This is a genomic window from Nitrospira sp., assembly GCA_024998565.1.
Classification (GTDB): domain Bacteria; phylum Nitrospirota; class Nitrospiria; order Nitrospirales; family Nitrospiraceae; genus Nitrospira_A.
The window spans coordinates 38,950-58,283 of record JACOEM010000015.1; the positions used below are offsets into that span (position 1 = coordinate 38,950).

The 19,334-nt window shown below is 59.7% G+C and carries 19 protein-coding genes; 13 read left to right on the forward strand and 6 right to left on the reverse strand.

Features of this window, described 5'->3' with window-relative positions; translation table 11 throughout:
- Positions 1 to 63: 63 nt before the first annotated feature.
- The 9 genes from H8K11_18605 to H8K11_18645 all read left to right on the forward strand — a co-directional run bounded on the left by H8K11_18605 (position 64) and on the right by H8K11_18645 (position 6,692).
- Positions 64 to 402 carry a hypothetical protein gene (locus H8K11_18605; GenBank protein MCS6265759.1) on the forward strand — a complete coding sequence of 113 codons (339 nt, stop codon included), beginning with the start codon at positions 64 to 66 and terminating at the stop codon, positions 400 to 402.
- A gap of 157 nt (positions 403 to 559) precedes the next feature.
- Positions 560 to 934, forward strand: coding sequence for a PilZ domain-containing protein (locus H8K11_18610; GenBank protein MCS6265760.1), 375 nt, complete (start codon positions 560 to 562; stop codon positions 932 to 934).
- A 201-nt stretch (positions 935 to 1,135) separates the two neighbouring features.
- Entirely contained in the window at positions 1,136 to 2,074 is a 939-nt protein-coding gene (gene lpxL, locus H8K11_18615) for an LpxL/LpxP family Kdo(2)-lipid IV(A) lauroyl/palmitoleoyl acyltransferase (GenBank protein ID MCS6265761.1), read from the forward strand.
- A gap of 208 nt (positions 2,075 to 2,282) precedes the next feature.
- Complete coding sequence (locus H8K11_18620; protein MCS6265762.1) at positions 2,283 to 2,594, forward strand: PilZ domain-containing protein; 312 nt, start codon at positions 2,283 to 2,285, stop codon at positions 2,592 to 2,594.
- Between the two features lie 51 nt (positions 2,595 to 2,645).
- Positions 2,646 to 2,978, forward strand: a complete 333-nt coding sequence (locus H8K11_18625) for a PilZ domain-containing protein (GenBank protein ID MCS6265763.1) — start codon at positions 2,646 to 2,648, stop codon at positions 2,976 to 2,978.
- A 171-nt stretch (positions 2,979 to 3,149) separates the two neighbouring features.
- Positions 3,150 to 3,977, forward strand: coding sequence for an ABC transporter permease (locus H8K11_18630; GenBank protein MCS6265764.1), 828 nt, complete (start codon positions 3,150 to 3,152; stop codon positions 3,975 to 3,977).
- The gene (locus H8K11_18635; protein MCS6265765.1) at positions 3,974 to 4,705 is read left to right on the forward strand and encodes an ATP-binding cassette domain-containing protein; all 732 of its coding nucleotides are present in this window, start codon (positions 3,974 to 3,976) and stop codon (positions 4,703 to 4,705) included. The genes H8K11_18630 and H8K11_18635 overlap by 4 nt, the downstream gene beginning before the upstream one ends.
- A gap of 44 nt (positions 4,706 to 4,749) precedes the next feature.
- Entirely contained in the window at positions 4,750 to 5,739 is a 990-nt protein-coding gene (locus H8K11_18640; GenBank protein MCS6265766.1) for an MCE family protein, read from the forward strand.
- Positions 5,740 to 5,891: 152 nt separating this feature from the next.
- Complete coding sequence (locus tag H8K11_18645; GenBank protein MCS6265767.1) at positions 5,892 to 6,692, forward strand: tetratricopeptide repeat protein; 801 nt, start codon at positions 5,892 to 5,894, stop codon at positions 6,690 to 6,692.
- 27 nt (positions 6,693 to 6,719) lie between these two features.
- Here H8K11_18645 and H8K11_18650 read toward each other — a convergent pair whose 3' ends face one another.
- The 6 genes from H8K11_18650 to H8K11_18675 all read right to left on the reverse strand — a co-directional run bounded on the left by H8K11_18650 (position 6,720) and on the right by H8K11_18675 (position 15,246).
- Positions 6,720 to 9,032 (reverse strand): GspE/PulE family protein, encoded by a 2,313-nt coding sequence (locus H8K11_18650; GenBank protein ID MCS6265768.1) that lies wholly within the window; start codon positions 9,030 to 9,032, stop codon positions 6,720 to 6,722.
- Between the two features lie 213 nt (positions 9,033 to 9,245).
- Positions 9,246 to 10,952, reverse strand: a complete 1,707-nt coding sequence (locus H8K11_18655; GenBank protein MCS6265769.1) for a proline--tRNA ligase — start codon at positions 10,950 to 10,952, stop codon at positions 9,246 to 9,248.
- A gap of 6 nt (positions 10,953 to 10,958) precedes the next feature.
- A complete protein-coding gene (gene rseP, locus H8K11_18660; protein MCS6265770.1) occupies positions 10,959 to 12,350 on the reverse strand; it encodes an RIP metalloprotease RseP in 1,392 nt (463 codons plus the stop codon).
- Between the two features lie 25 nt (positions 12,351 to 12,375).
- A complete protein-coding gene (locus H8K11_18665) occupies positions 12,376 to 13,536 on the reverse strand; it encodes a 1-deoxy-D-xylulose-5-phosphate reductoisomerase (protein MCS6265771.1) in 1,161 nt (386 codons plus the stop codon).
- Between the two features lie 32 nt (positions 13,537 to 13,568).
- Positions 13,569 to 14,345 (reverse strand): phosphatidate cytidylyltransferase, encoded by a 777-nt coding sequence (locus H8K11_18670; GenBank protein ID MCS6265772.1) that lies wholly within the window; start codon positions 14,343 to 14,345, stop codon positions 13,569 to 13,571.
- A 115-nt stretch (positions 14,346 to 14,460) separates the two neighbouring features.
- Positions 14,461 to 15,246 carry an isoprenyl transferase gene (locus H8K11_18675; GenBank protein ID MCS6265773.1) on the reverse strand — a complete coding sequence of 262 codons (786 nt, stop codon included), beginning with the start codon at positions 15,244 to 15,246 and terminating at the stop codon, positions 14,461 to 14,463.
- A 194-nt stretch (positions 15,247 to 15,440) separates the two neighbouring features.
- On the opposite strand from H8K11_18675, the gene tldD reads away from it, so the two are divergent.
- The 4 genes from tldD to H8K11_18695 are packed head-to-tail and all read left to right on the forward strand — an operon-like array spanning position 15,441 to position 19,304.
- On the forward strand, positions 15,441 to 16,877 hold the full coding sequence (gene tldD / locus H8K11_18680) for a metalloprotease TldD (GenBank protein ID MCS6265774.1): 1,437 nt from the start codon (positions 15,441 to 15,443) through the stop codon (positions 16,875 to 16,877).
- A 2-nt stretch (positions 16,878 to 16,879) separates the two neighbouring features.
- A complete protein-coding gene (locus H8K11_18685; GenBank protein ID MCS6265775.1) occupies positions 16,880 to 18,238 on the forward strand; it encodes a TldD/PmbA family protein in 1,359 nt (452 codons plus the stop codon).
- Positions 18,239 to 18,257: 19 nt separating this feature from the next.
- Positions 18,258 to 18,812, forward strand: coding sequence for a YbhB/YbcL family Raf kinase inhibitor-like protein (locus H8K11_18690; GenBank protein ID MCS6265776.1), 555 nt, complete (start codon positions 18,258 to 18,260; stop codon positions 18,810 to 18,812).
- Positions 18,813 to 18,848: 36 nt separating this feature from the next.
- A complete protein-coding gene (locus tag H8K11_18695) occupies positions 18,849 to 19,304 on the forward strand; it encodes a hypothetical protein (GenBank protein ID MCS6265777.1) in 456 nt (151 codons plus the stop codon).
- Positions 19,305 to 19,334 lie beyond the last annotated feature (30 nt).

Consider the following 19,334-nt stretch of genomic DNA (forward strand, 5'->3'; position numbering starts at 1 on the left):
GCGGTCATTTATTTCCGAAAGGGGGAGAATATGCGAGTCGATTGTGAAGTCCTAAGAATAACGATGAGGATTGTGTTCTTGCGCGGATTGGCGATCGGGCTCTTTGGATTGTATGAACCCGCCTGGTCGGCATCTGATCCAGCAACGGCAGCCGGTCAGGACCAATCCACTGTTCAAGCCGAGTCTTCCGGCAGTTCAAGAGCAGGGGCTGAGGAGAAGGGCATTGGGGGCCATCGCATGCGGAAGGCCTGCGCCGAGGATGTGAAACAACTCTGCCCGGGGGTCAAAGCGGGAGAAGGACGAATCGCTCAGTGTTTGAAGTCCCACGCCGGGGAACTCTCACAAACCTGCGCCGAGATGATCCGTCAACGCGGCAAGGGCCGGTCGACGCCTCCGGCTTAGGGCGAGTGGAGGAGCGGTGTCGGAAGAGTGGCGATCGGTCAGGCCACGTCCGGCACCGTTTCTGTGAGTTCCGTTGCGCCCGGTTGCTTTTCTCAATTTATTTTTCGAACCGGCGCAGGTGCGATACAGTGGCCATATTACATACGGGAGGGTACGTATGGATGGCACAACGGGACAGTTCTCGGTCGATTTGCGGCAGCATCCGCGTTTGCGCGTCTCGGCACCGTTCGTCTGCTCCTTTTCCCGCCTCGGTTTGGCCAAATGGCTTGGGCGCGGGGGGGAGGGCATCGGGGTCGTGTTCGATGTGTCGATGCGAGGAGCCAAAGTGATGAGTGAGGCCGGTATTCAGCGTGGCGACCGAGTTTCGGTCACGCTTGCGTTGCCCAACCAGGTGTCGCCGATGACGGTGGAGGAAGCGACGGTACGCTGGGAAAGAGAGCAGGTGTATGGATTAGAGTTTGTCGATCTGTCGCCGGTGGCCGAGATGCGCCTGCGAAAGTTCATTACCATCGCGACCAAGCCGGGGTCCTAACCGGATGTGACGGGGATTGCCCGGCGCGGCAACGCAAATGCACACTGACCCGCCCAGAGCTGCCTCCGGGCCGGCATGGCGGACCTGGTGTGTCAGTCCAGACCGTTTCCCCCCTCGCCAGCCCCGGGTACTCGATTCCCCGCATCGCTTCGAGATTGCGCTCGCCGCTCCGTTTCCCTACAATGGCTTCCCCATTCGGCCATGTCCAGTACAAATACACGAAAGAAGCGTCAGCGGCCGCATAGTTCCTACCATCCGCTGTATTGGCCGACATGGGTCGGTCTCGGATTGTTTCGCCTGCTGGCCCTGTTTCCCTATCGCTGGCAACTCGCATTCGGTCGACAATGCGGGCGCCTGCTGCACGGTTTATTGACCAAGCGTCGCGATATCGTGCGGGTGAACTTGGCCGTTTGTTTTCCCCGGCAGGAACCGGCCGAGCGGAACCAGGTCGCGCTCCGTTGCTTCGAATCCATGGGAATGGGGGTGCTGGAGATCGCGATGGCCTGGTGGGCCAAAGATCCGCGCACCTATTGCGAGTGCACCATCAAGGGATTGGAGCATATCCGCGAGGCGCTCCGTCAGGGGCGAGGCGTGTTGCTCTGCGGCGCTCACTTGCATGCGGCGGAACTCGCCGGTCGGTTCATGGCGTTGGAGCAGCCGGTGGCGATCGTCTACCGTCCGCAGAACGATGTGGTCGCCGAAACCGTCGCGAATCGATGCCGGAGCCGGTACTATTCCGAGTTGATTCAGCACCGGGATATGCGAGGAATCCTGCGAGCCTTAGCCAGGAATCAGGTGGTGTGGTATGCCCCGGATATCGACGCAGGCTCCAAGCGCAGCGTCTTCGCCCCGTTTTTCGGTGTGCAGGCTGCGTCCCTGACGGCCACGTCGCGCTTGGCGAAGGTCAGCGGAGCCGCGGTGGTACCCTGCTTTTACTATCGAAGAGCCGATGGATCCGGCTATGACATTGAAGTGGGGCCGGCGCTCGAACACTTTCCGTCCGGTGAAATGGTGGAGGATGCCACTCGCATCAACCGGCTGATTGAGGGGGCCGTCCGTCGAGTTCCGGAACAATACTTCTGGCAGCATCGCCGCTTCAAGAGCCGTCCTCCCGGTGAGCCGCCGATCTATCGACGCTAAGTGGCTTTCCATCAAGGCTGTCGCGCGGCCGTACGTATTCAACGGGGGCCTCGGTGAAATGATGAGAAGTATTCGGCGTCTCCCGCTCCTTGCGCTATACTGATCCTGGCTGAATGTCGTGCACGATCGCAGCATCCGCTCCGCCATGGACCAATCCGACAATCGTTCTTCTGCGCGTATTGAACTTCGGCAACATCAACGGAGTGTTGTGCCCCCGGCATGCCTGCTCTCCTTCGCTCCCTTTGCTCCGACCATCAGTTTTAACGGTGAGACGGAAGGCGAAGGCGTCGTCATCAACCTCTCCGCCGGTGGCTGTAGAATCAGCAGCGACGCAGGTGTGGCTGTGGGTGATGCCATGTCGTTGATTATCCTCCTTCCGGGGGAAATATGCCCCACCACCATTGATCTGGCCCTGGTGCGATGGGGGCGGGATCTGCATTTTGGTGTGGAATTCGTGTCCATGGGGACAACCGAACTTACTCGGATCCGCCGGTTTCTCGCATCCACCGGTCCCGAATAGGGCCGGCATCGGGGTTGATGAGGCCGGGGAGGAGCTGAGAAAGGAGCGCAGGTGGAACAGACGAAAACGCCGAGAAAATCCCGACGGGTCGCGACCGATTGCCGATTGGAATTTACCGGGGAGGATGAGGTTGTCGGGGAGGCGGAGGTGTTGGATGTCTCCTCGACCGGCTGTATGGCCAAGTCGGATAGCCGGATGCCACCGGGGCTCCAGATGAAGGTGTCTTTATTTTTGTCGGACGGGCATGATTGGCCGGTTCGAGTGGATGAAGCCGTGGTTCGATGGGCGCGAGGCGGGGAGTTCGGTGTGGAGTTTCTGGCGATACGCCCTGCGCAACTCCAGCGTATTCAGCAGTTCGTTATCAAGGCCAGGCCGTTGTCATAGGCCTCGTCCCACGTTCCTCCCTCCTGCTGTTGCTCCGCCGTTTTCGTCCACGCCGACCAGCCCACATGGTTTCCTCGCTCGACTGCGCCGTTTCGAGACATCGCCGGCAGGGTGACTCGTTGCTTTGTTTCGGACCCTTCCCCTACAATTTCGCGGGATCCGACATGAATCTTGATTAGCCCGACGGTGTGGCTCCATGAAAAAGACGGCGTACAACGCATGATCGAGTGGGTGGGGCGCAAGACCATTGCGGGGTATACGTACCTTGCAGCGCTGGCGACACTGGTTACGCAGGCCGCGTTGGACCTCCTGCTCCCCACACGCCAAGGACGTGGGGAGACACGGCGGGTGCTCGTCAGACAGATTCTGTTCACGGGGGTCGATGCATTGCCCGTGACGACGGTCATCGCCCTCCTGCTCGGCATCATCATCGTCACGCAGGCCGGGACACAGTTGCCGAGGCTCGGGGCCGGTGGACTGGTAGGGAGCATCGTCGTCGTAACCGTCATTCGCGAACTGGGCCCGTTGATCACGGCATTCATCGTGGTCGGGCGGTCAGGGACGGCCATCGCGACCGAGTTGGGCAACATGTCCGTGACGCGGGAGGTGGTGGCGCTCCGGCTCATGGGGATTTCCATCAGCCGATTTGTCATTATGCCCCGTATGGTCGGCATGGTCCTCTCGATGCTCTGTCTGACGCTGTATTTCGATGTGGTGGCTGTGTTGGGGGGCTACCTCATCGCCGACGCGCAATTGACCATTCCGTTTTATGCGTTCGTCGAAAGCATCACCAAGGCATTATCGACGACCGACGTGCTCATGACGGCCATCAAAGGCTTGTCATTCGGGTCGGCCGTGGCGGCCATCTGTTGTTACCATGGCCTGGCTGTCCGGTCCTCCTTTACCGAAGTGCCGCAGCAAACGACTCGTGCGATGATCAATTCATTTGTCCTCTGTCTGCTGATCGATGTCGTCGTCACGGTGCCGTTGTACCTATGACTGAGGTAGCCCTCGTTCTGGAGCAGGTCCGGACGCCGATGACGGGCGGTCTTCATGTCCTCGAGGTCGATCTGAGGATTGCCGCGGGCGAGTTCGTCGCGCTGGTGGGTCCGAGCCGCTCGGGGAAAAGCCTGGTCATCGAGCTGGCGGCGGGGTTGGTGCGACCGGAAGCCGGCCGGGTGGTTCTGCTGGGGCACGAGTGGGACGACACCCGGGAGATTGAGCAGACTCCCGTACGGCTTCGAGTGGGGACTGTGCTGCAACAACCCGGGTTGTTGAGCAATATGACCCTCTTTCATAATGTGCTCCTGCCGCTCCGGTACCATCATGGCGCGATGCCGGAGCGGAGTCGGGAGCAAGCCGTGATGGCGCAGCTGGAACGACTGGGCGTCGCGCCGATGCGGGACCGGTTTCCCGCCGAACTCAATCAAGGCGAAGTGCGTAGGGCGGCTATTGCGCGGGCGTTGATACTGGATCCCGAAGTGCTGCTCCTGGACGATCCCGTGGCCGGCCTGGATGCCGAGATGGTGTTGGCGCTCAAGGCCTGCATCGAAGCACGTCGGGCTCACCATCCGTTGACCGTAGTCGCGGCCTTACGGGCCTTTTCTCCGTTTATCGAAGCGGCGGATCGTCTGGTGGTACTTCAGGACGGGCGGGTGGTCGCCGATGGGGCTCGGCATGCGGTGGCCGGCGCGGTTCCTGAGATGCTCAGAAAGTATGTGGAATAGACCGCGTTCTGCCGGGTCGGTCCGGCAAGACTGAGGGGTGGGGGATGCACTATTCACATCGGTTATCCAGCGGGCGGTTGGCTCAGATTGTCGGCACATTCGTGCTCATTCCAGTCCTGATTCTGGCGGTGGCCGGTTTCTGGATGTCGAAGACGGAGCATCTCTTCGAGCCGAAGTACCGCTTGATGGCCAGCCTCAGCAAGTCGTACGGTCTCGAGCCGGGCGCACCGGTTGTGGTATCGGGAATTCGGGTCGGGCGGGTGAAGCAGGTAGACCTCAACGAGCGCGGGACGGTCGATCTGACTTTGCAACTGTCGGCGCGCTACCAGGACATGGTGAAGGGCAATTCGGAACTGCATATCACCAAGAGCGGTGTCGTGGTCGGCCAGACCCAGGTCGAGATCGGGGCGGGAACTGCCAGCAGCCCGGTGTTGACCGATGGTGCGACCATTCGCGCGGTCGAGCCGAGAGATATCGGGGACCTGCTCAATGAGGTTGAACCGGTGCTGATGGCTGTGAAGCAGACGCTGCTGCGTGTCGAAACCATTACGCAGGACCTGCAGGGCGGGTTGAAAGCCGGCGGCAAGGCTCTCGAGCAAGTGGCGGTGGCGACGCAGGATTTGCCGGCGGTCGTGGCGTCCGTCCAACGCACCATCGCCTCGGTCGAGCAAACGGCGACGGCGCTTCCCGCCATGACCGGCTCAGTTCAGCGCACGTTGGCGGTGGTGGATCGTGTCACGGCAGACATGCAGCGGACGACCAGTCGCTTGCCGGCTATCTTGGACAGTGCTCAATCCACACTCACCAGTGTGAAGCGCCTCTCCGATTCCGTGGAGGAGGTGAGCCATGAGCTGCTGCCGGTCGTTCACACGGCGGAAACCACGCTGGCAGACGTCTCCATCCTGGTGCGCGGCGCAAAGCAGACCTTTCCCTTTAACCGATTCGCGCAGAACGCCGGGCCGGCGCCGAAGCCGGAGACCGCCTTGTCACCCACGGCCCCCCCGAGTTTGCGCGGAGATCACGTGCGTCGATGATTGTGAAGCGGCATGGCTGTTCCTCGGGTTTCTGGGGGGTGATATTGTCTCTCCTGCTTGGGTGCGCCGCTACGCCGCCACCGCCTTCCGTTCCCGCGCCCAGGCCTCTAAGCACTCAGGTCGAGTCCCTGCGCATGCAAGGAGATCGTTGGATGATCCGGGGGGACTTGGCCCGTGCCGAGGAGGCCTATGAAGAGGCTCGCCGGCTGGCCGAAAGTCTAGACGATATGAAAGGGCTCATCGGTTCCTTGAACGATCTTGGGTCTGTTGCGCTTAGTCGTGGGGTTGGGCGTGAGGCGATCCAGCTTCATGGGCAGGCTATCTCCCTGGCGCAACAGGTCGGACAGACGGACCTCCTGATCGTTGGTCTCGTATCGTTGGGGGCGGCAGAATATCAAGAGGGTCGGACTGAGGAGGCGGGCAGGCATTATCAACAGGCGCTGGATCTCCTTCGGCGGGCAGCGGACCAAAGTACCGAAGCGATTCTCCTGAATAATCTCGGGCTAGTCAGGCAGGCGGCGGGAGATGCCGGACAAGCAGAACAATTGTTCCGGCAGGCGATGGCCCTGAATCAGGCCGCGGGGCACCTCGCTGCCGAGGCCAGCAATCATGTGAACCTGGGGATTCTGGCGGAGGAGCGCCGCGAGTATGAAGTCGCGGAACGGGAATTTGAGCGCGCGCTGGAGTTGGACAAGGTTGCGGAGCGCCGGGCGGAGATTGCCGCCGATCTGTTGCGGCTGGGCCGGGTTGCGGAACGGCGGGGATTTCCCGATCGGGGGCTGGCCTATTCCGAGCGGGCCTACCGTAGTCATCTGGCGCAAGGGAATCAGGCTCACGCGATTGCGGCGCTCACCGTTGCGTTGGACTGTGCGAAGAGGTTGGGGCTGGTTGCGGAGGTTGCCCGGTTGGAGAAGGAGTTGAACGGTCTGGCGAGTGCCCATTCCGGACGATAGGGAGGCCCCGATCATCGGTTGTCGCGGTTACTTGATGGCGACGGCTTTGACTTCCTTATAGGTCGTGTGGCCTTGCAGCACTTTCTGGATCCCATCCTGGACCAGAGTCGTCATGCCCTCCGACATGCCGACCTTCAGCATCTCATCGGTTTTGGCTTTGTTTTGAATCAGCTTCTTCATCTGGTCTGTGCCCAGGAGCAGTTCGTGTAACGCCACGCGGCCCTTCAACCCCGTCCGATTGCAGGTGTCGCAGCCTTTGCCTCGATAGAGCCTGAAATTAGCGTCGAATGTAACGCCCAACGTGTCCCAGTATTCAGGGCCATATCCCAATCGCAGCTCTTCGTACTCTTCTTTTGACGGCTGATACGCCTCCCGACAATCCTTACAGATTCGTCTGGCCAGACGTTGGGCGAGCACTCCCAGCATGGCGTCGGCAAAACTGAACGAGTCGCAGCCCATGTCGAGCAGACGGGTAATGGTTTCCACCGCGCTGTTGGTGTGCAAGGTGCTGAGCACCAAGTGACCGGTCAGCGAGGCCTCGATGCCTGTGTCTGCGGTTTCTTTGTCCCGCATTTCTCCGACCATGATGACATCCGGATCGGCCCGAAGAAACGCGCGCATGGCGGCGGCAAAGGTGAAGCCGATTTTGGAATGCACCTGTACCTGCCGAAGTCCGTATTGTGTGATTTCGACGGGGTCTTCCGCTGTCCAGATCTTGATGTCCGGCGTATTGATGTAACCAAGCACCGAGTGCAGCGTGGTGGTTTTGCCTGATCCAGTCGGTCCCACGCAGAGAATGATGCCGTACGGCTTTTCCGCGATACTTTTGATTTCGCGCAGATTCCGTTCCGAGAATCCCATCTTGTCCACCGGCAACGGTTCGCTCGCGGCCAGAATACGCATGACCACGTCTTCGTTGTAGCCGGCGGTTGGAATGGTGGCGACGCGCAGCTCGATTTCCTTGTTCTCGCCGATCTTGAATTTGATCTTTCCGTCCTGCGGTTTTCGCCGTTCCGCGATGTCGAGGCTCGCCATGATCTTGAGCCGGGAGACGATCGCGCGACGATAGCTCGGTGGAATTTTCATGTACTCGAAGCAATCGCCGTCGACCCGGAACCGCACGAGGGTATCGCGCTTTTCACCATAGGGTTCGATGTGAATATCGGAAGTGCCTTGCCGGAAGGCGTCGGCGATGATCTGATTGGCCAGACGCACGATGGCGTTGTCGTTTTCGTCGAGCCCTGCACTGGACGCGTCTTCCTGAGCCTCAAGTTGGGATTCGTTCACCAGCTCGCCGAGAATGTCGGACACATTCTCGTTCATCTTGTTGGTGATGTCCGGAGTGCCGGTCGTGCTGGCAAGGAAGAGGGTAATATCGCGACGGAGACTGACGGCAAAGCGGATGTTCAGGCCGGGGAAGGTGCGTTTGATGTCCTGGACGCGATCCAGATCGCCGGGGTCGTCGGTCAGAATTTCAATCGCCGCACGGTCGCGCTTGAGCGGCATCCAATGATTTTTCTTGAGGTAGTCGACATTGAGATTCTTGAGCAGTTCGATATCGACGATCGTCCGCTCGTTGTATTCGATGTAGGGGCATTTGTGGAAATTGGCGAGCGACTTGCCGAGTTCCGCTTTGGGTACTTTATATTTTTCGATGAGCAGCGACTCGATGTCGGTGGTCCCTTTTTTGGCCTCCGCGAGCGCATTGTCCAAATCCTGCTGAGAAATCTTTCCGTTGGTCAGCAGATAGTCGAATTTCGAGGGAGGCTTTTTCGACGTTTTCCTGAGCGCATAAAAGGCCGTGCCTAATGCCTTGGCGATCTCGGCGACACATTCCTCGTCTTTGCGCGTGAACCGTCCGCCGCTCTTCTTGTTGAGCAGCTGGATGACGCCCATGAGATATTTGTTCTCGGCGACGACGGGATAGGTGAGCACCTGTTTGGTTTTGAAGCCGGTGTTTTTGTCGTAGGAGGCATCGTGGGTGAGCGAGGGATGGATGGCGCTCAGTTCGACCGGGCTGTAAGCGTCGCCGACATTGACCGGGCGAAGGTACTTGGCGCAGAACCCGGCAAGGCTCTGTTCGGTGATCGGGGTGCGGACTTCCTGAACGGTATCGAGATGGGGGATTTTAGAGAAGATCTCCTTCTTTTCCGAATCCACCACAAACAGCGTCAGATCTTCCGCGTCGAAACAGCCCAGGATCTCATGACGCAGATCCAGCAGGATTTGGTCGACGTCGGCTGCGGCGAGAATTTGCGCGCTGATCCGCTTGACGTTTTCCGCGTTGCCGGATTTGAAAGTCGCGTCGCCTAGACCGGGCAGCGGGGGCTTGGGCTGCATCAAGTTGTCTCCAAAACGGCTCGCGCAGAGGGCGGTTGCGGTGTCGGCCGGAATTCGAACGCCGGGCTTCTTCCGTGTGAGTCAGTGTATCGCAACGCGCCGTCAAGGCAAGCAAAAGACACTTTCCCAAACCGGTCCTGCCGAGTGTGTGAGGACCTATCCGAAGGAGTGAAGTTCTGTCAGGCGAGTGAACGATTGAATCGGTTGATGCAGCTAGGAAGCGGCTTTCAGGAATGAGGACAGCAGGGAGAGCACCTGGTCGGGAGCGACTTTTTGAGTCTCGCCGGTATGACGAAGCTTGAGCTCGACCTGACCTTGCGCCAACCCTTTCTCCCCGATGACCAAGTGATAGGGGGCACCGATCAGATCGGCGTCGTTGAACTTGACCCCGGCGCGTTCGTCGCGGTCGTCCCACAAGACTTCGATACCGGCCTCCTGCATGGTGCGATAGAGGGTCTCGGCCAATTGCGTGACTGGTTGAGACTGGCTGAGCGGCAACAGGGTGACATGGAAGGGTGCGATGGGAACCGGCCACTTGATGCCTTTCGCATCGTGATTCTGCTCAACCGAAGCCGCAGCGGTTCGGCTCACGCCGATTCCGTAGCAGCCCATGACCGCCAACTGTTCCTGTCCCTGTACATCCAGGAAGGTGGCCTTCATCGCCTGGCTGTATTTTGTCCCCAACATAAAGACATGGCCGACTTCGATGCCCTTGGCCGTCTTCAGGGTGCCGTCTTTGCGGGGTGAACCATCACCGGCGCGTGCATTGCGGAGATCGGCAAACTGATCCACCTTGAAATCGCGTTCCCAGTTGGCGTCTACGAAATGGGTGTCGGTCTGGTTGGCTCCGACGACGAAGTTGGCCATGGCTTTCACGGCCCAGTCGCCAATGATGCGGACCTGCTTCAACCCAACCGGCCCAACGAATCCGACCGGCGCGCCCGTGAGGCCGGGAACCAGCTCGGGTTTCAGCAGTTCAATCTCCGGCACACCCAGGAGGCGTTTGACCTTGATCTCATTGACGTCATGATCGCCGCGGACCAGGACGGCGACCGTCTCTTTGCCCGTGCTGTAGAGCAGCGTCTTGACCAGTTGTCTCGGCTCAATTTTCAGGAAGGCCGTGACTTCCTCCACGGTTCGTCGGTTCGGGGTTGAGACCGGCGTAAGCGGGCGGTGAGCCGAATTGTCAGCGGTATCCGGAGGGAGGACTTCGGCGCGTTCGACGTTGGCGGCGTAGGTGCCGTCTTCACTATAGACGATCGTCTCCTCGCCGGTCTCCGCCAGCACCATGAACTCATGGGACGACGTGCCCCCGATCAACCCGGTGTCGGCTTCCACAGGACGGAAGGTGAGGCCGCAGCGCGTGAAGATGCGGTTGTACGCGTCGTACATTTTTTGATAATTCAGCCTGGCCCCGGCTTCATCCCGATCGAAGCTGTACGCGTCCTTCATGATGAATTCGCGGCCGCGCATCAATCCGAAGCGTGGACGGATCTCGTCCCGGAATTTCGTCTGAATCTGATAGAAATTCAACGGCATCTGCCGGTAGGAGCGAACTTCCCGGCGGAAGAGATCGGTGATCACTTCCTCGTGTGTCGGTCCGAGACAGAAATCGCGCTCGTGCCGGTCCTTGAACCGCAGCAACTCCTTGCCATAGAAGTCCCAACGTCCGGTTTCTCGCCAGAGCTCCGCCGGAGAGGCGATGGGCATGAGCAGTTCCTGCGCTCCCGCCCGATTCATCTCTTCGCGAACGATGCGTTCGATTTTACGGAGCACTCGCAGGCCCAGCGGGAGATAGGTGTAGATGCCGGCTGCGACTTTCCGGATCAGGCCGGCGCGCAGCATGAGGCGATGGCTGACCGTTTCAGCCTCGCCTGGATCTTCTCGCAATGTGGGGATAAGGGTTTCGGAAACGCGCATGTGGGTTTATGGGGAAATCAGCCGCTCGATATCGTTCCAGAACGCAAAAATCATGATGCCGACCAGGAGAACCAGTCCCACCTGTTGTGCCAGTTCTCGCTGCCGATCTTCAAGTGGTTTTCTACGAATGGCCTCAATAAAGAAAAATAAAAGATGGCCGCCGTCCAAAATGGGAATGGGCAGCAGATTGAGCACGCCCAGGTTGATGCTCAGCATGGCCATCAAGAACACCAAGCTGGAGGTCCCCTGCTCAGCGGCGTCTCCTGCGGTTTTTGCGATCGTGAGCGGCCCGCCGATGTTCTTGCGGGAGATATCTCCCGTGATGATTTTGTAGATGCCCACCACCGTCAGTTCGGTCCATCCCCAGGTGGCCTGCGCGCCCAGCCACGGGGCCTTGAGCGGTTCGTTCGTCTGGAGAATGGTTTGGTTTTGGGCGGAAATGCCGATCTTGCCGATCTCCGTCGGCTTTCCCTCTACGGTGGCCTTTTCGCCCATCGGGGTCACGGAGAGCGTCTGCGTGGAACCGCCCCGCTGAACATCAAATTGGAGTGCGCGGTTCGGGCTTTCACGCACGAGGGCGGTCATCTGCGACCAGGTGAAGATGTCGTGTCCGTCGATTCGGACGACACGATCCCCTGCCGACAGGCCTGCTGCCTGCGCGCGGGATCCGGGGATGACGGCCGTAATGACCGGCGCCCGCTCCTCAATGCCAAGCTGGAAAACGGTTGTTGGTTTGCCGTTGTCCTGGACGGTCGTTTTGCTCGGGGTGACCAGCACCGTTTTGACCTGTTCCCCGCGCGTCAGGTCCAGCGTGAGCTGTTTCCCGTTGCTTTGAGCGATGTATTTCAGGAGTTCGGCGTTCGTCGAGATTTCTTTTTCGTTCACCCGGATGACCCGGTCGCCGGGCTTCAGACCGGCTTGGTCGGCCGGTGATCCGGGGAGTACGGCTTCGACTTCAGGAATGATGTCCTTGAAGCTTGGGACCGGCAGCGTATAACCGAGCCCGATATAGGCCGTATAGATCAGATAGGCGAGGATGAAGTTGAAGATCGGACCGGCCGCGACGATGAGTGTCTTGCCCCACAGCGACTGATGGACAAACGCCCGTTTCTTGTCTTCCGGCGTCAGGGTTTCGTGCTCGTCTTCGCCGAAGAGCTTCACATATCCGCCCAGGGGCACGACCGATAACAGATATTCCGTTTCTCCGATCTGGCGCCCGAAAATCTTCGGCCCAAACCCGAGCGAAAACTTCAGGACTTTCACCCCGACCCAGCGCGCAGCGAGAAAATGTCCCATTTCGTGAAAGGCGACGAGGACGCCCAACACCACCAGGAACGGAAGCGCCCAGTGGGTCAGAAGCGACACCACATCAGGAGACCAGGCAAAGGCTGTTCCCACAACAACACTCCTTGGGTTTAGGGTATTACCGCGTCAAGGCATGCACAAGAGACTCGGCTTTGTCGCGAGCCCAGCGATCGGCTTCCAGCGCATCGTCGAGGCCGTCGATCGGACGCGACGCATGAGACTCCATTGTACTCCGAATAATCTCCGGAATATCGAGAAAACGAATTCCGTTCTGAAGGAATGCTTCCACGGCCACTTCGTTGGCGGCATTCATCGTGGCCGGCATGGTTCCGCCGATCCGTAACGCCTCATAACCGAGCTGCAAACAGGGGAATCGAGCATGGTCGGGTTTGAAAAACGTTAAGGTGCTGATCTCCGTCAGATCGAGCGAGGGAAGGTCTAACGGCATCCGTTCAGGATACCGCATGGCATAAGAAATCGGTGTTCGCATGTCGGGAAGGCCCAGCTGCGCAATCACCGACCGGTCTCTGTATTCTACCAGAGAATGGATGATGCTCTCGCGGTGCACCAGGACCTCGATCTGCGTCTCCGGAATATCAAAGAGCCAGCGCGCCTCAATGACTTCCAGTCCTTTGTTCATCAGTGTGGCCGAGTCGATCGTGATCTTGGAGCCCATTTTCCAGTTCGGGTGCTGCAGGGCGCGCTCGGGACTGACGTCCTGGAGTTGCTCGCGAGAGAAGCCCCAGAGCGGGCCGCCGGAGGCGGTGAGAATGATACGTTTGACGTCCTCGCGCCGGTGTCCTTCGAGCGACTGGAAGATGGCGCTATGTTCGCTGTCGATGGGGAAAATGCGGACGTGATGTTTCTTGGCTTCCGCCTGCATCAATGCGCCGGCCATGACCATCGGCTCCTTGTTGGCGAGCGCGATCTGTTTGCCGGCTCGAATGGCCGCCAGCGTCGGAAGTAGCCCTGCGCCGCCGACGATGGCGGAAATGACCAGTTCAGCGTCCTCTGACTGCGCGACTTCGGCCACGCCTTCGTCACCGGCAAGAATCTTGACGGGGAGGTCGGTGCATCGATCGCGCAATCTTGCCGCCGCCGCCTCGTTGGCGAGCGCCGCGAAGGCAGGACGGAACTTGCGGATCTGCGCCTCGAGTTTCTCGTCGTTCGAGCCGGCGGTCAGGCCGACCACACGAAACTCTTGCGGAAACCGGTCCACGATATCGAGCGTGTTCGTTCCGATCGAGCCGGTCGAACCCAGAATGACGATGTTTTTCATAGCGTGCTCCAGAACGGGCGGACAATCATCTGTCACCCGTTGTTGACGATCGTGACATAGTAGTAAAAGGCCGGGCCGGTGAACAAGAGGCTATCCAGGCGGTCCAGCATGCCTCCATGGCCCGGGATGAGGGCCCCGGAGTCTTTGAATCCCGCGCTGCGTTTCATCGCCGATTCCGCCAGGTCGCCGACGAGGCCGGTAATGGTAAGGATCATTCCGAGCGCCAGACAATCGATCAACGAGAAAGCGGGCAGGAACCAGGCGCGCGCGACGACAGCCATCACGCAGGCGAGGACGAGGCCACCGGCCAATCCCTCGTAGGTTTTTTTCGGGCTGATGACCGGCGCCAGCGCGTGCCGCCCCATGGACTTTCCCGCCACATAGGCGCCGGTATCACCGGCCCACGTGACCAGGAAGACAAAGAAAATCAGCAGGGCGCCGTCGGGCAGCCCTCTCGTGAGCACAAGATAGCTGAGCGTGAGGCCGAGATAGAGTACGCCCATGATCAGCACCATCCCGTCCGTGAGCGAGTCGCGCAGCGACTTTCCTGAGACCAGGGGCATGCAGAGCGCGATCGCCAGGGTCCCGAGCAGTACTGCACGGTCGGTGATGACGGTCGGCCACTGCGCGCCGCCGATCAGGAGCCCAGTCGCCCCGACGCCCAGCCAGCACCACCATGGCCAAGGAGCCTGTCCCAAATGGAGCCGATAAAACTCCCCGGCTGCGAGCATGCCGGCAATGGCGGCCAGGCCCAAGAACGCGATCGGGCCAAGATCGTGAACGAGGTAATAAAAGATCGGTAGAAACACCGCGGCTGCTAGTACACGACGAACCGTTTCGGATGAAGATCGTGGTCGAGTGCTGTCCACTGTGGGCGGCATAGTCTTCTCGCACTGAAAAGCTCCTGGTTTCACCACGGAGAAGCTAGGAGGAGACGCTGCTGAGCACCCGGCCGAAGCGGCGTTCGCGCCGCTGGTATTCGATCAGCGCGACCAACGTTTCGCGCCGCCGGAAATCAGGCCAGAGTGTCGGGGTGAAGTACAGTTCCGTATAGGCCAGTTGCCACAACAGGAAATTGCTGATGCGCGTTTCGCCGCTGGTGCGGATCAGGAGGTCCGGATCGGGAAGGTTGTGGGTGTATAGGGCCTGTTGCATGGCCTGTTCATCGATCTGATCCGGTGAAAGCCGGCCGCTCTGCACGGCCCGGGCGAGTTCTTTGGCGGCATCGACCAGTTCGGCACGGCCACCGTAGCTCAAGGCCACATTGAGGATGAGTTTGTCCAAGTGGGCGGTTTCCTGCTCCGTCGTGCGGACCCATTGTAACGCGGACGGGGGAAGGGCTGTGACCCGGCCGATGGTCTGAAAGCGCACGCCCTTTTCAACCAGGCTGGATCGCTCCGTGGACAAATAATGTTCCAGCAGGCCCATCAACGCGGTGATTTCCTGGGCGGGCCGGTTCCAATTTTCCTGCGAAAACGCATAAATCGTGAGGACCTTGATCCCCAGCTCCAAAGAAAGGGAGATCAATTCCCGCACGGACTTGATGCCTTCCTGGTGTCCGGCAATGCGCGGGAGACCCCGTAGCTCGGCCCAACGGCCGTTGCCGTCCATAATCACGGCCAGATGTTTCGGCAGCAGGTCCGGTTCGAGTTGCGAGAGCAGATCAGAGTCGGGGGCAGGCTCGATATCGCGTGATCGAGAATCGTTCATGGAACGGCGTGAGCACCTTTTTTCTTAAACTATGTGGATCCTCGGGGAAGTAAAGCGAGTCTAGCGGTGGGGTCAGGGAAAGTCAAACAGTATTTCCCAATTTCGCTGTATTTGCAGATGGTTCGAGCGTGTTTGCATTGCGCCTCCGGAAAAGAGTGCGTTATACTCACGCACCGTACGAGAGGAGCACATGCATGTCCAATGACGAGTCCGGCGCACTCGCGCGTTTCGGGGTCACCGATCGAGAAATCGAGCAGGCGCTGGGACGGGTCAAGGTCTCAACCGTCGACTATGCGGACCTGTATTTTGAGTATTGCCAGTCCGAATCGGTCTCCATGGAAGAGGGGATCGTCAAGCGGGCTACGAAGAGTGTCGGGCAGGGTGTCGGTGTCCGGGCAACTGCCGGCGAAAAAACAGGCTTTGCCTATTCCGACGAACTGACCCCCAAAGATTTGAACATCGCCGCCGATACGGCGCGGTATATCGCCAATAGCGCCCAGGGAACGGCACCGGTTCCGGTCACCCACCGCCCCGCCCTCGCACGCAATCTCTATCCCCATGACCGGGCCAATATTGAAGTCGCCACACGCGACCGGGTCACGCTGCTCAACGCGATCGATGCCGAAGCCAGACGGTACGATCCCCGGATCAAGAACGTCATGGCGGCGTACAACACCGAATATAAGGTCATGCTGGTGGCGACGTCCGACGGGCTCATGGTCGGTGACATTCAGCCCTTGTCTCGGCTTCAGGTCACCTGTATCGCCGAGGAAAACGGCAATCGACAGGTGGGGACGTTCGGCGGCGGAGGACGTATCGGGCTGGAGTATTTTCAGAACGACCAGCGGTATCTGCAGTTCGCCAGAGAAGCGGCGCGGGAAGCCATCCTGAACTTGAGCGCAGTCGATGCGCCGGCCGGCGTCATGCCGGTGGTGTTAGGCGGAGGGTGGCCGGGGATTCTGCTGCACGAAGCGATCGGGCATGGGCTGGAGGCCGATTTTAACCGGAAGAAAACCTCCGCATTCTCGAATCTGCTGGGGAAGAAAGTCGCTTCAGAGGTCTGCACGATCGTGGACGACGGGACGCTTCCCTTCCGGCGCGGCTCGCTGAATGTGGACGACGAGGGCACGCCCAGCAGCCGTACCGTCCTGATCGAACGGGGCATCTTGCGCGGGTATATCACCGACAAGCTGAATGCCAGGCTGATGGGCATTCCGCTGACGGGCAATGGCCGGCGCGAGAGTTATCAAAGTGTCGTATTGCCGCGGATGACGAATACCTTCATGCTGGCCGGAGAGTCAGATCCGAAGGACATCATCAAGTCGGTGAAGAAGGGGTTGTACGCCGTCTCGTTCGGCGGCGGGCAGGTCGATATCACCAACGGGAAGTTCGTGTTCTCGGCCAGCGAGGCCTACCTCATTGAAGACGGGCAGATCACCAAGCCGGTGAAAGGTGCGACCCTGATCGGCAGCGGACCGGACATTCTCAAGCAGGTCTCGATGGTGGGGCACGATTTGAAGCTCGACGAAGGCATCGGAACCTGCGGAAAAGAAGGGCAGTCGGTGCCGGTCGGTGTCGGTCTGCCGACCATTCGAATTGACGAAATCACCGTCGGCGGGACGAAAGCATAACCATGACACGTGCGATTGTGGAACAGGACTATACGAATATCGCGCAGGATCTGCTGGCGCGTGCGGCGAAGCATGGTGCGACGGCGTCGGACGTGATGGTGGCCGACGGGGAAACCCTGTCGGTGCAGGTCCGGATGGGCGCCGTCGATCGACTCACGAAGGCCCGCGAGAAGCGGCTTGGTCTGCGGGTCTTTTTCGGCCAACGGTCCGCCAGCGCCTCGACCTCCGACTTTTCCCGCGAGTCCCTGGAACGGTTCGTCGGTGAAACCTGTGCCTTGGCGCAAGCGGTCGTCGAGGATCCGGTGTCCGGCCTTCCGGAGCCGGGCCAGTTCGCCACCGACTTCCCTGAGTTGAATATTCACGATTCCACGAAACTTCAGACGGACCAACAAATCGACCTGGCGCTGCGTGCCGAGCGGGCTGCGTTTGCCGCCGATTCGCGTATTACGAATTCCGAAGGGGGCGAGTGCGACTCGTCATCCGGCCGGATCATCCTGGCAAACAGCCACGGGTTTGTGGGGCACTATGCCAACAGTAGTTTCTCCCTATCCGTCTCGCCGATTGCGTCGGATGCGGCCGGGATGCAGCGGGACTATTGGTATGGGGTGAATCGCGCGTTCGCGAAACTGGAGAGTCCGGAAGCCATCGGACGGGAAGCAACGAGGCGGACGGTCCGGAAGCTCGGCGCGCGCAAAGTCTCTACCTGCCGTGTGCCGGTGATCTTTGACCCTGAAGTGGCGGGGAGTTTACTCAGTCACCTCTGTAGCGCCCTCTCAGGCTATGCCTTGTATAAAGGCGCATCCTTCCTGATCGGACAACTGGGCCAGCAGATCGCTCCGGACTTTGTCACCATTTATGACGACGGACGGATGCCCGGCGGCTTGGGGACGCGTCCATTCGATGGTGAGGGGCTGCCGACCAGGAAGCAGGCGATGGTCGAGCGTGGTTGTCTGGCCAGTTATATCCTGGACACCTATTCAGGCAAGAAGTTAGGACTGCCTTCCACCGGAAATGCCGCGCGAAGCATCGGAGAAAGTCCCTCCGCCGGGCCGACGAATTTTTATATGGTCCCGGGCACCACCAGTCCGGAGGATATCCTGGCGTCTGTGAAGCAAGGTCTCTATGTGACGGATCTGATCGGGTTCGGCATCAACATGGTTACCGGCGACTATTCCCGCGGGGCGAGCGGGTTCTGGATTGAAAACGGCGAGTTGGCCTACCCGGTGGAAGAAATTACCATCGCCGGTAATCTGAAGCAGATGTATGCGAATATCGAGACGATCGGCACGGATCTCGTGTTTCGTGGACGGATTGCCAGCCCTACCGTGAAGCTTGCGGAGATGACGCTGGCAGGGAACTAGGTTGTGAAGGGGGTACGTGATGCGACGACTGATGGCCTCGATGATCTGTGCTCTGCTGGTGGTTCCTGCGGTCGGGCGAGCAGCGGAATTTCAGGTGACCAGTCCGACGATCAAGGACCAGAGCACCATCGGCAATGAACATGTGTTTAACGGTTTCGGTTGCACGGGCGGCAATGTATCGCCCGAGTTGCGATGGGAGCATGCGCCGAAAGACACGAAGAGTTTTGCCGTGACGGTCTATGATCCTGATGCCCCCACGGGAAGCGGCTGGTGGCATTGGCTCATCTTCAATATTGCTCCGGGCGTGATGCACTTGCCGGCCGGAGCGGGGCAGCCGGAGAGTACCGGCGCGCCTCAAGGGAGCATTCAGAGCATGACGGATTTCGGTCAGCCCGGCTTTGGCGGGCCCTGTCCACCGCCGGGAGATAAACCGCACCGGTATATCTTCACGGTGTTCGCGCTGAAGGTGGATCAGTTGCCGCTCAAGAAAGAGGCCTCCGGCGCGATGGTCGGGTACTATCTCAATCAGAACGCCATCAGCAAAGCATCCTTCACCGGTACCTACGGCCGGTAAGCGAACAATCATCAGAACAGAGTAAGGGAACAGACCATGTCTCTTGATGCCGAATTCGGAAAGACCATGCTGCAGTTGATCACCTCGCGATACGAGGACCGGCACTGGAGAAAAAAGATCGAAAAGACACTCAGCCTGCCCCAGAGCGGGGTCGGAGACGAGCATCAGCAGCAGGTCTTCATGTACCTGAAGCTCAACCTCAAGGCATACAAGTCCAGGCGGGCGGATCCGGATTCCTGGATCTTAGGCGGGTACGCCACGAAGGAAGTGATCGATCGCGCGAAGTTCCAGCCGCACCTGGTCGGAGAGGGCATTTCGGCCGACGATGTGGCGTTTCTCGGTGTCGATCCAGGCCCTGAAATCGATGAGGCCTGGTGGGAAGAGATGCTGGTCGCCTGGTTCGGCGCTCCGGAAGAAGAGGAGTCCTCGGAGGAAGCCACGGCGGAAGAGGCGGCAACCCCCGATGCCGTGAAGGATCCCGCCCGCACCTGAACGGCAACGGTGACGGATCAGGACGGGCTG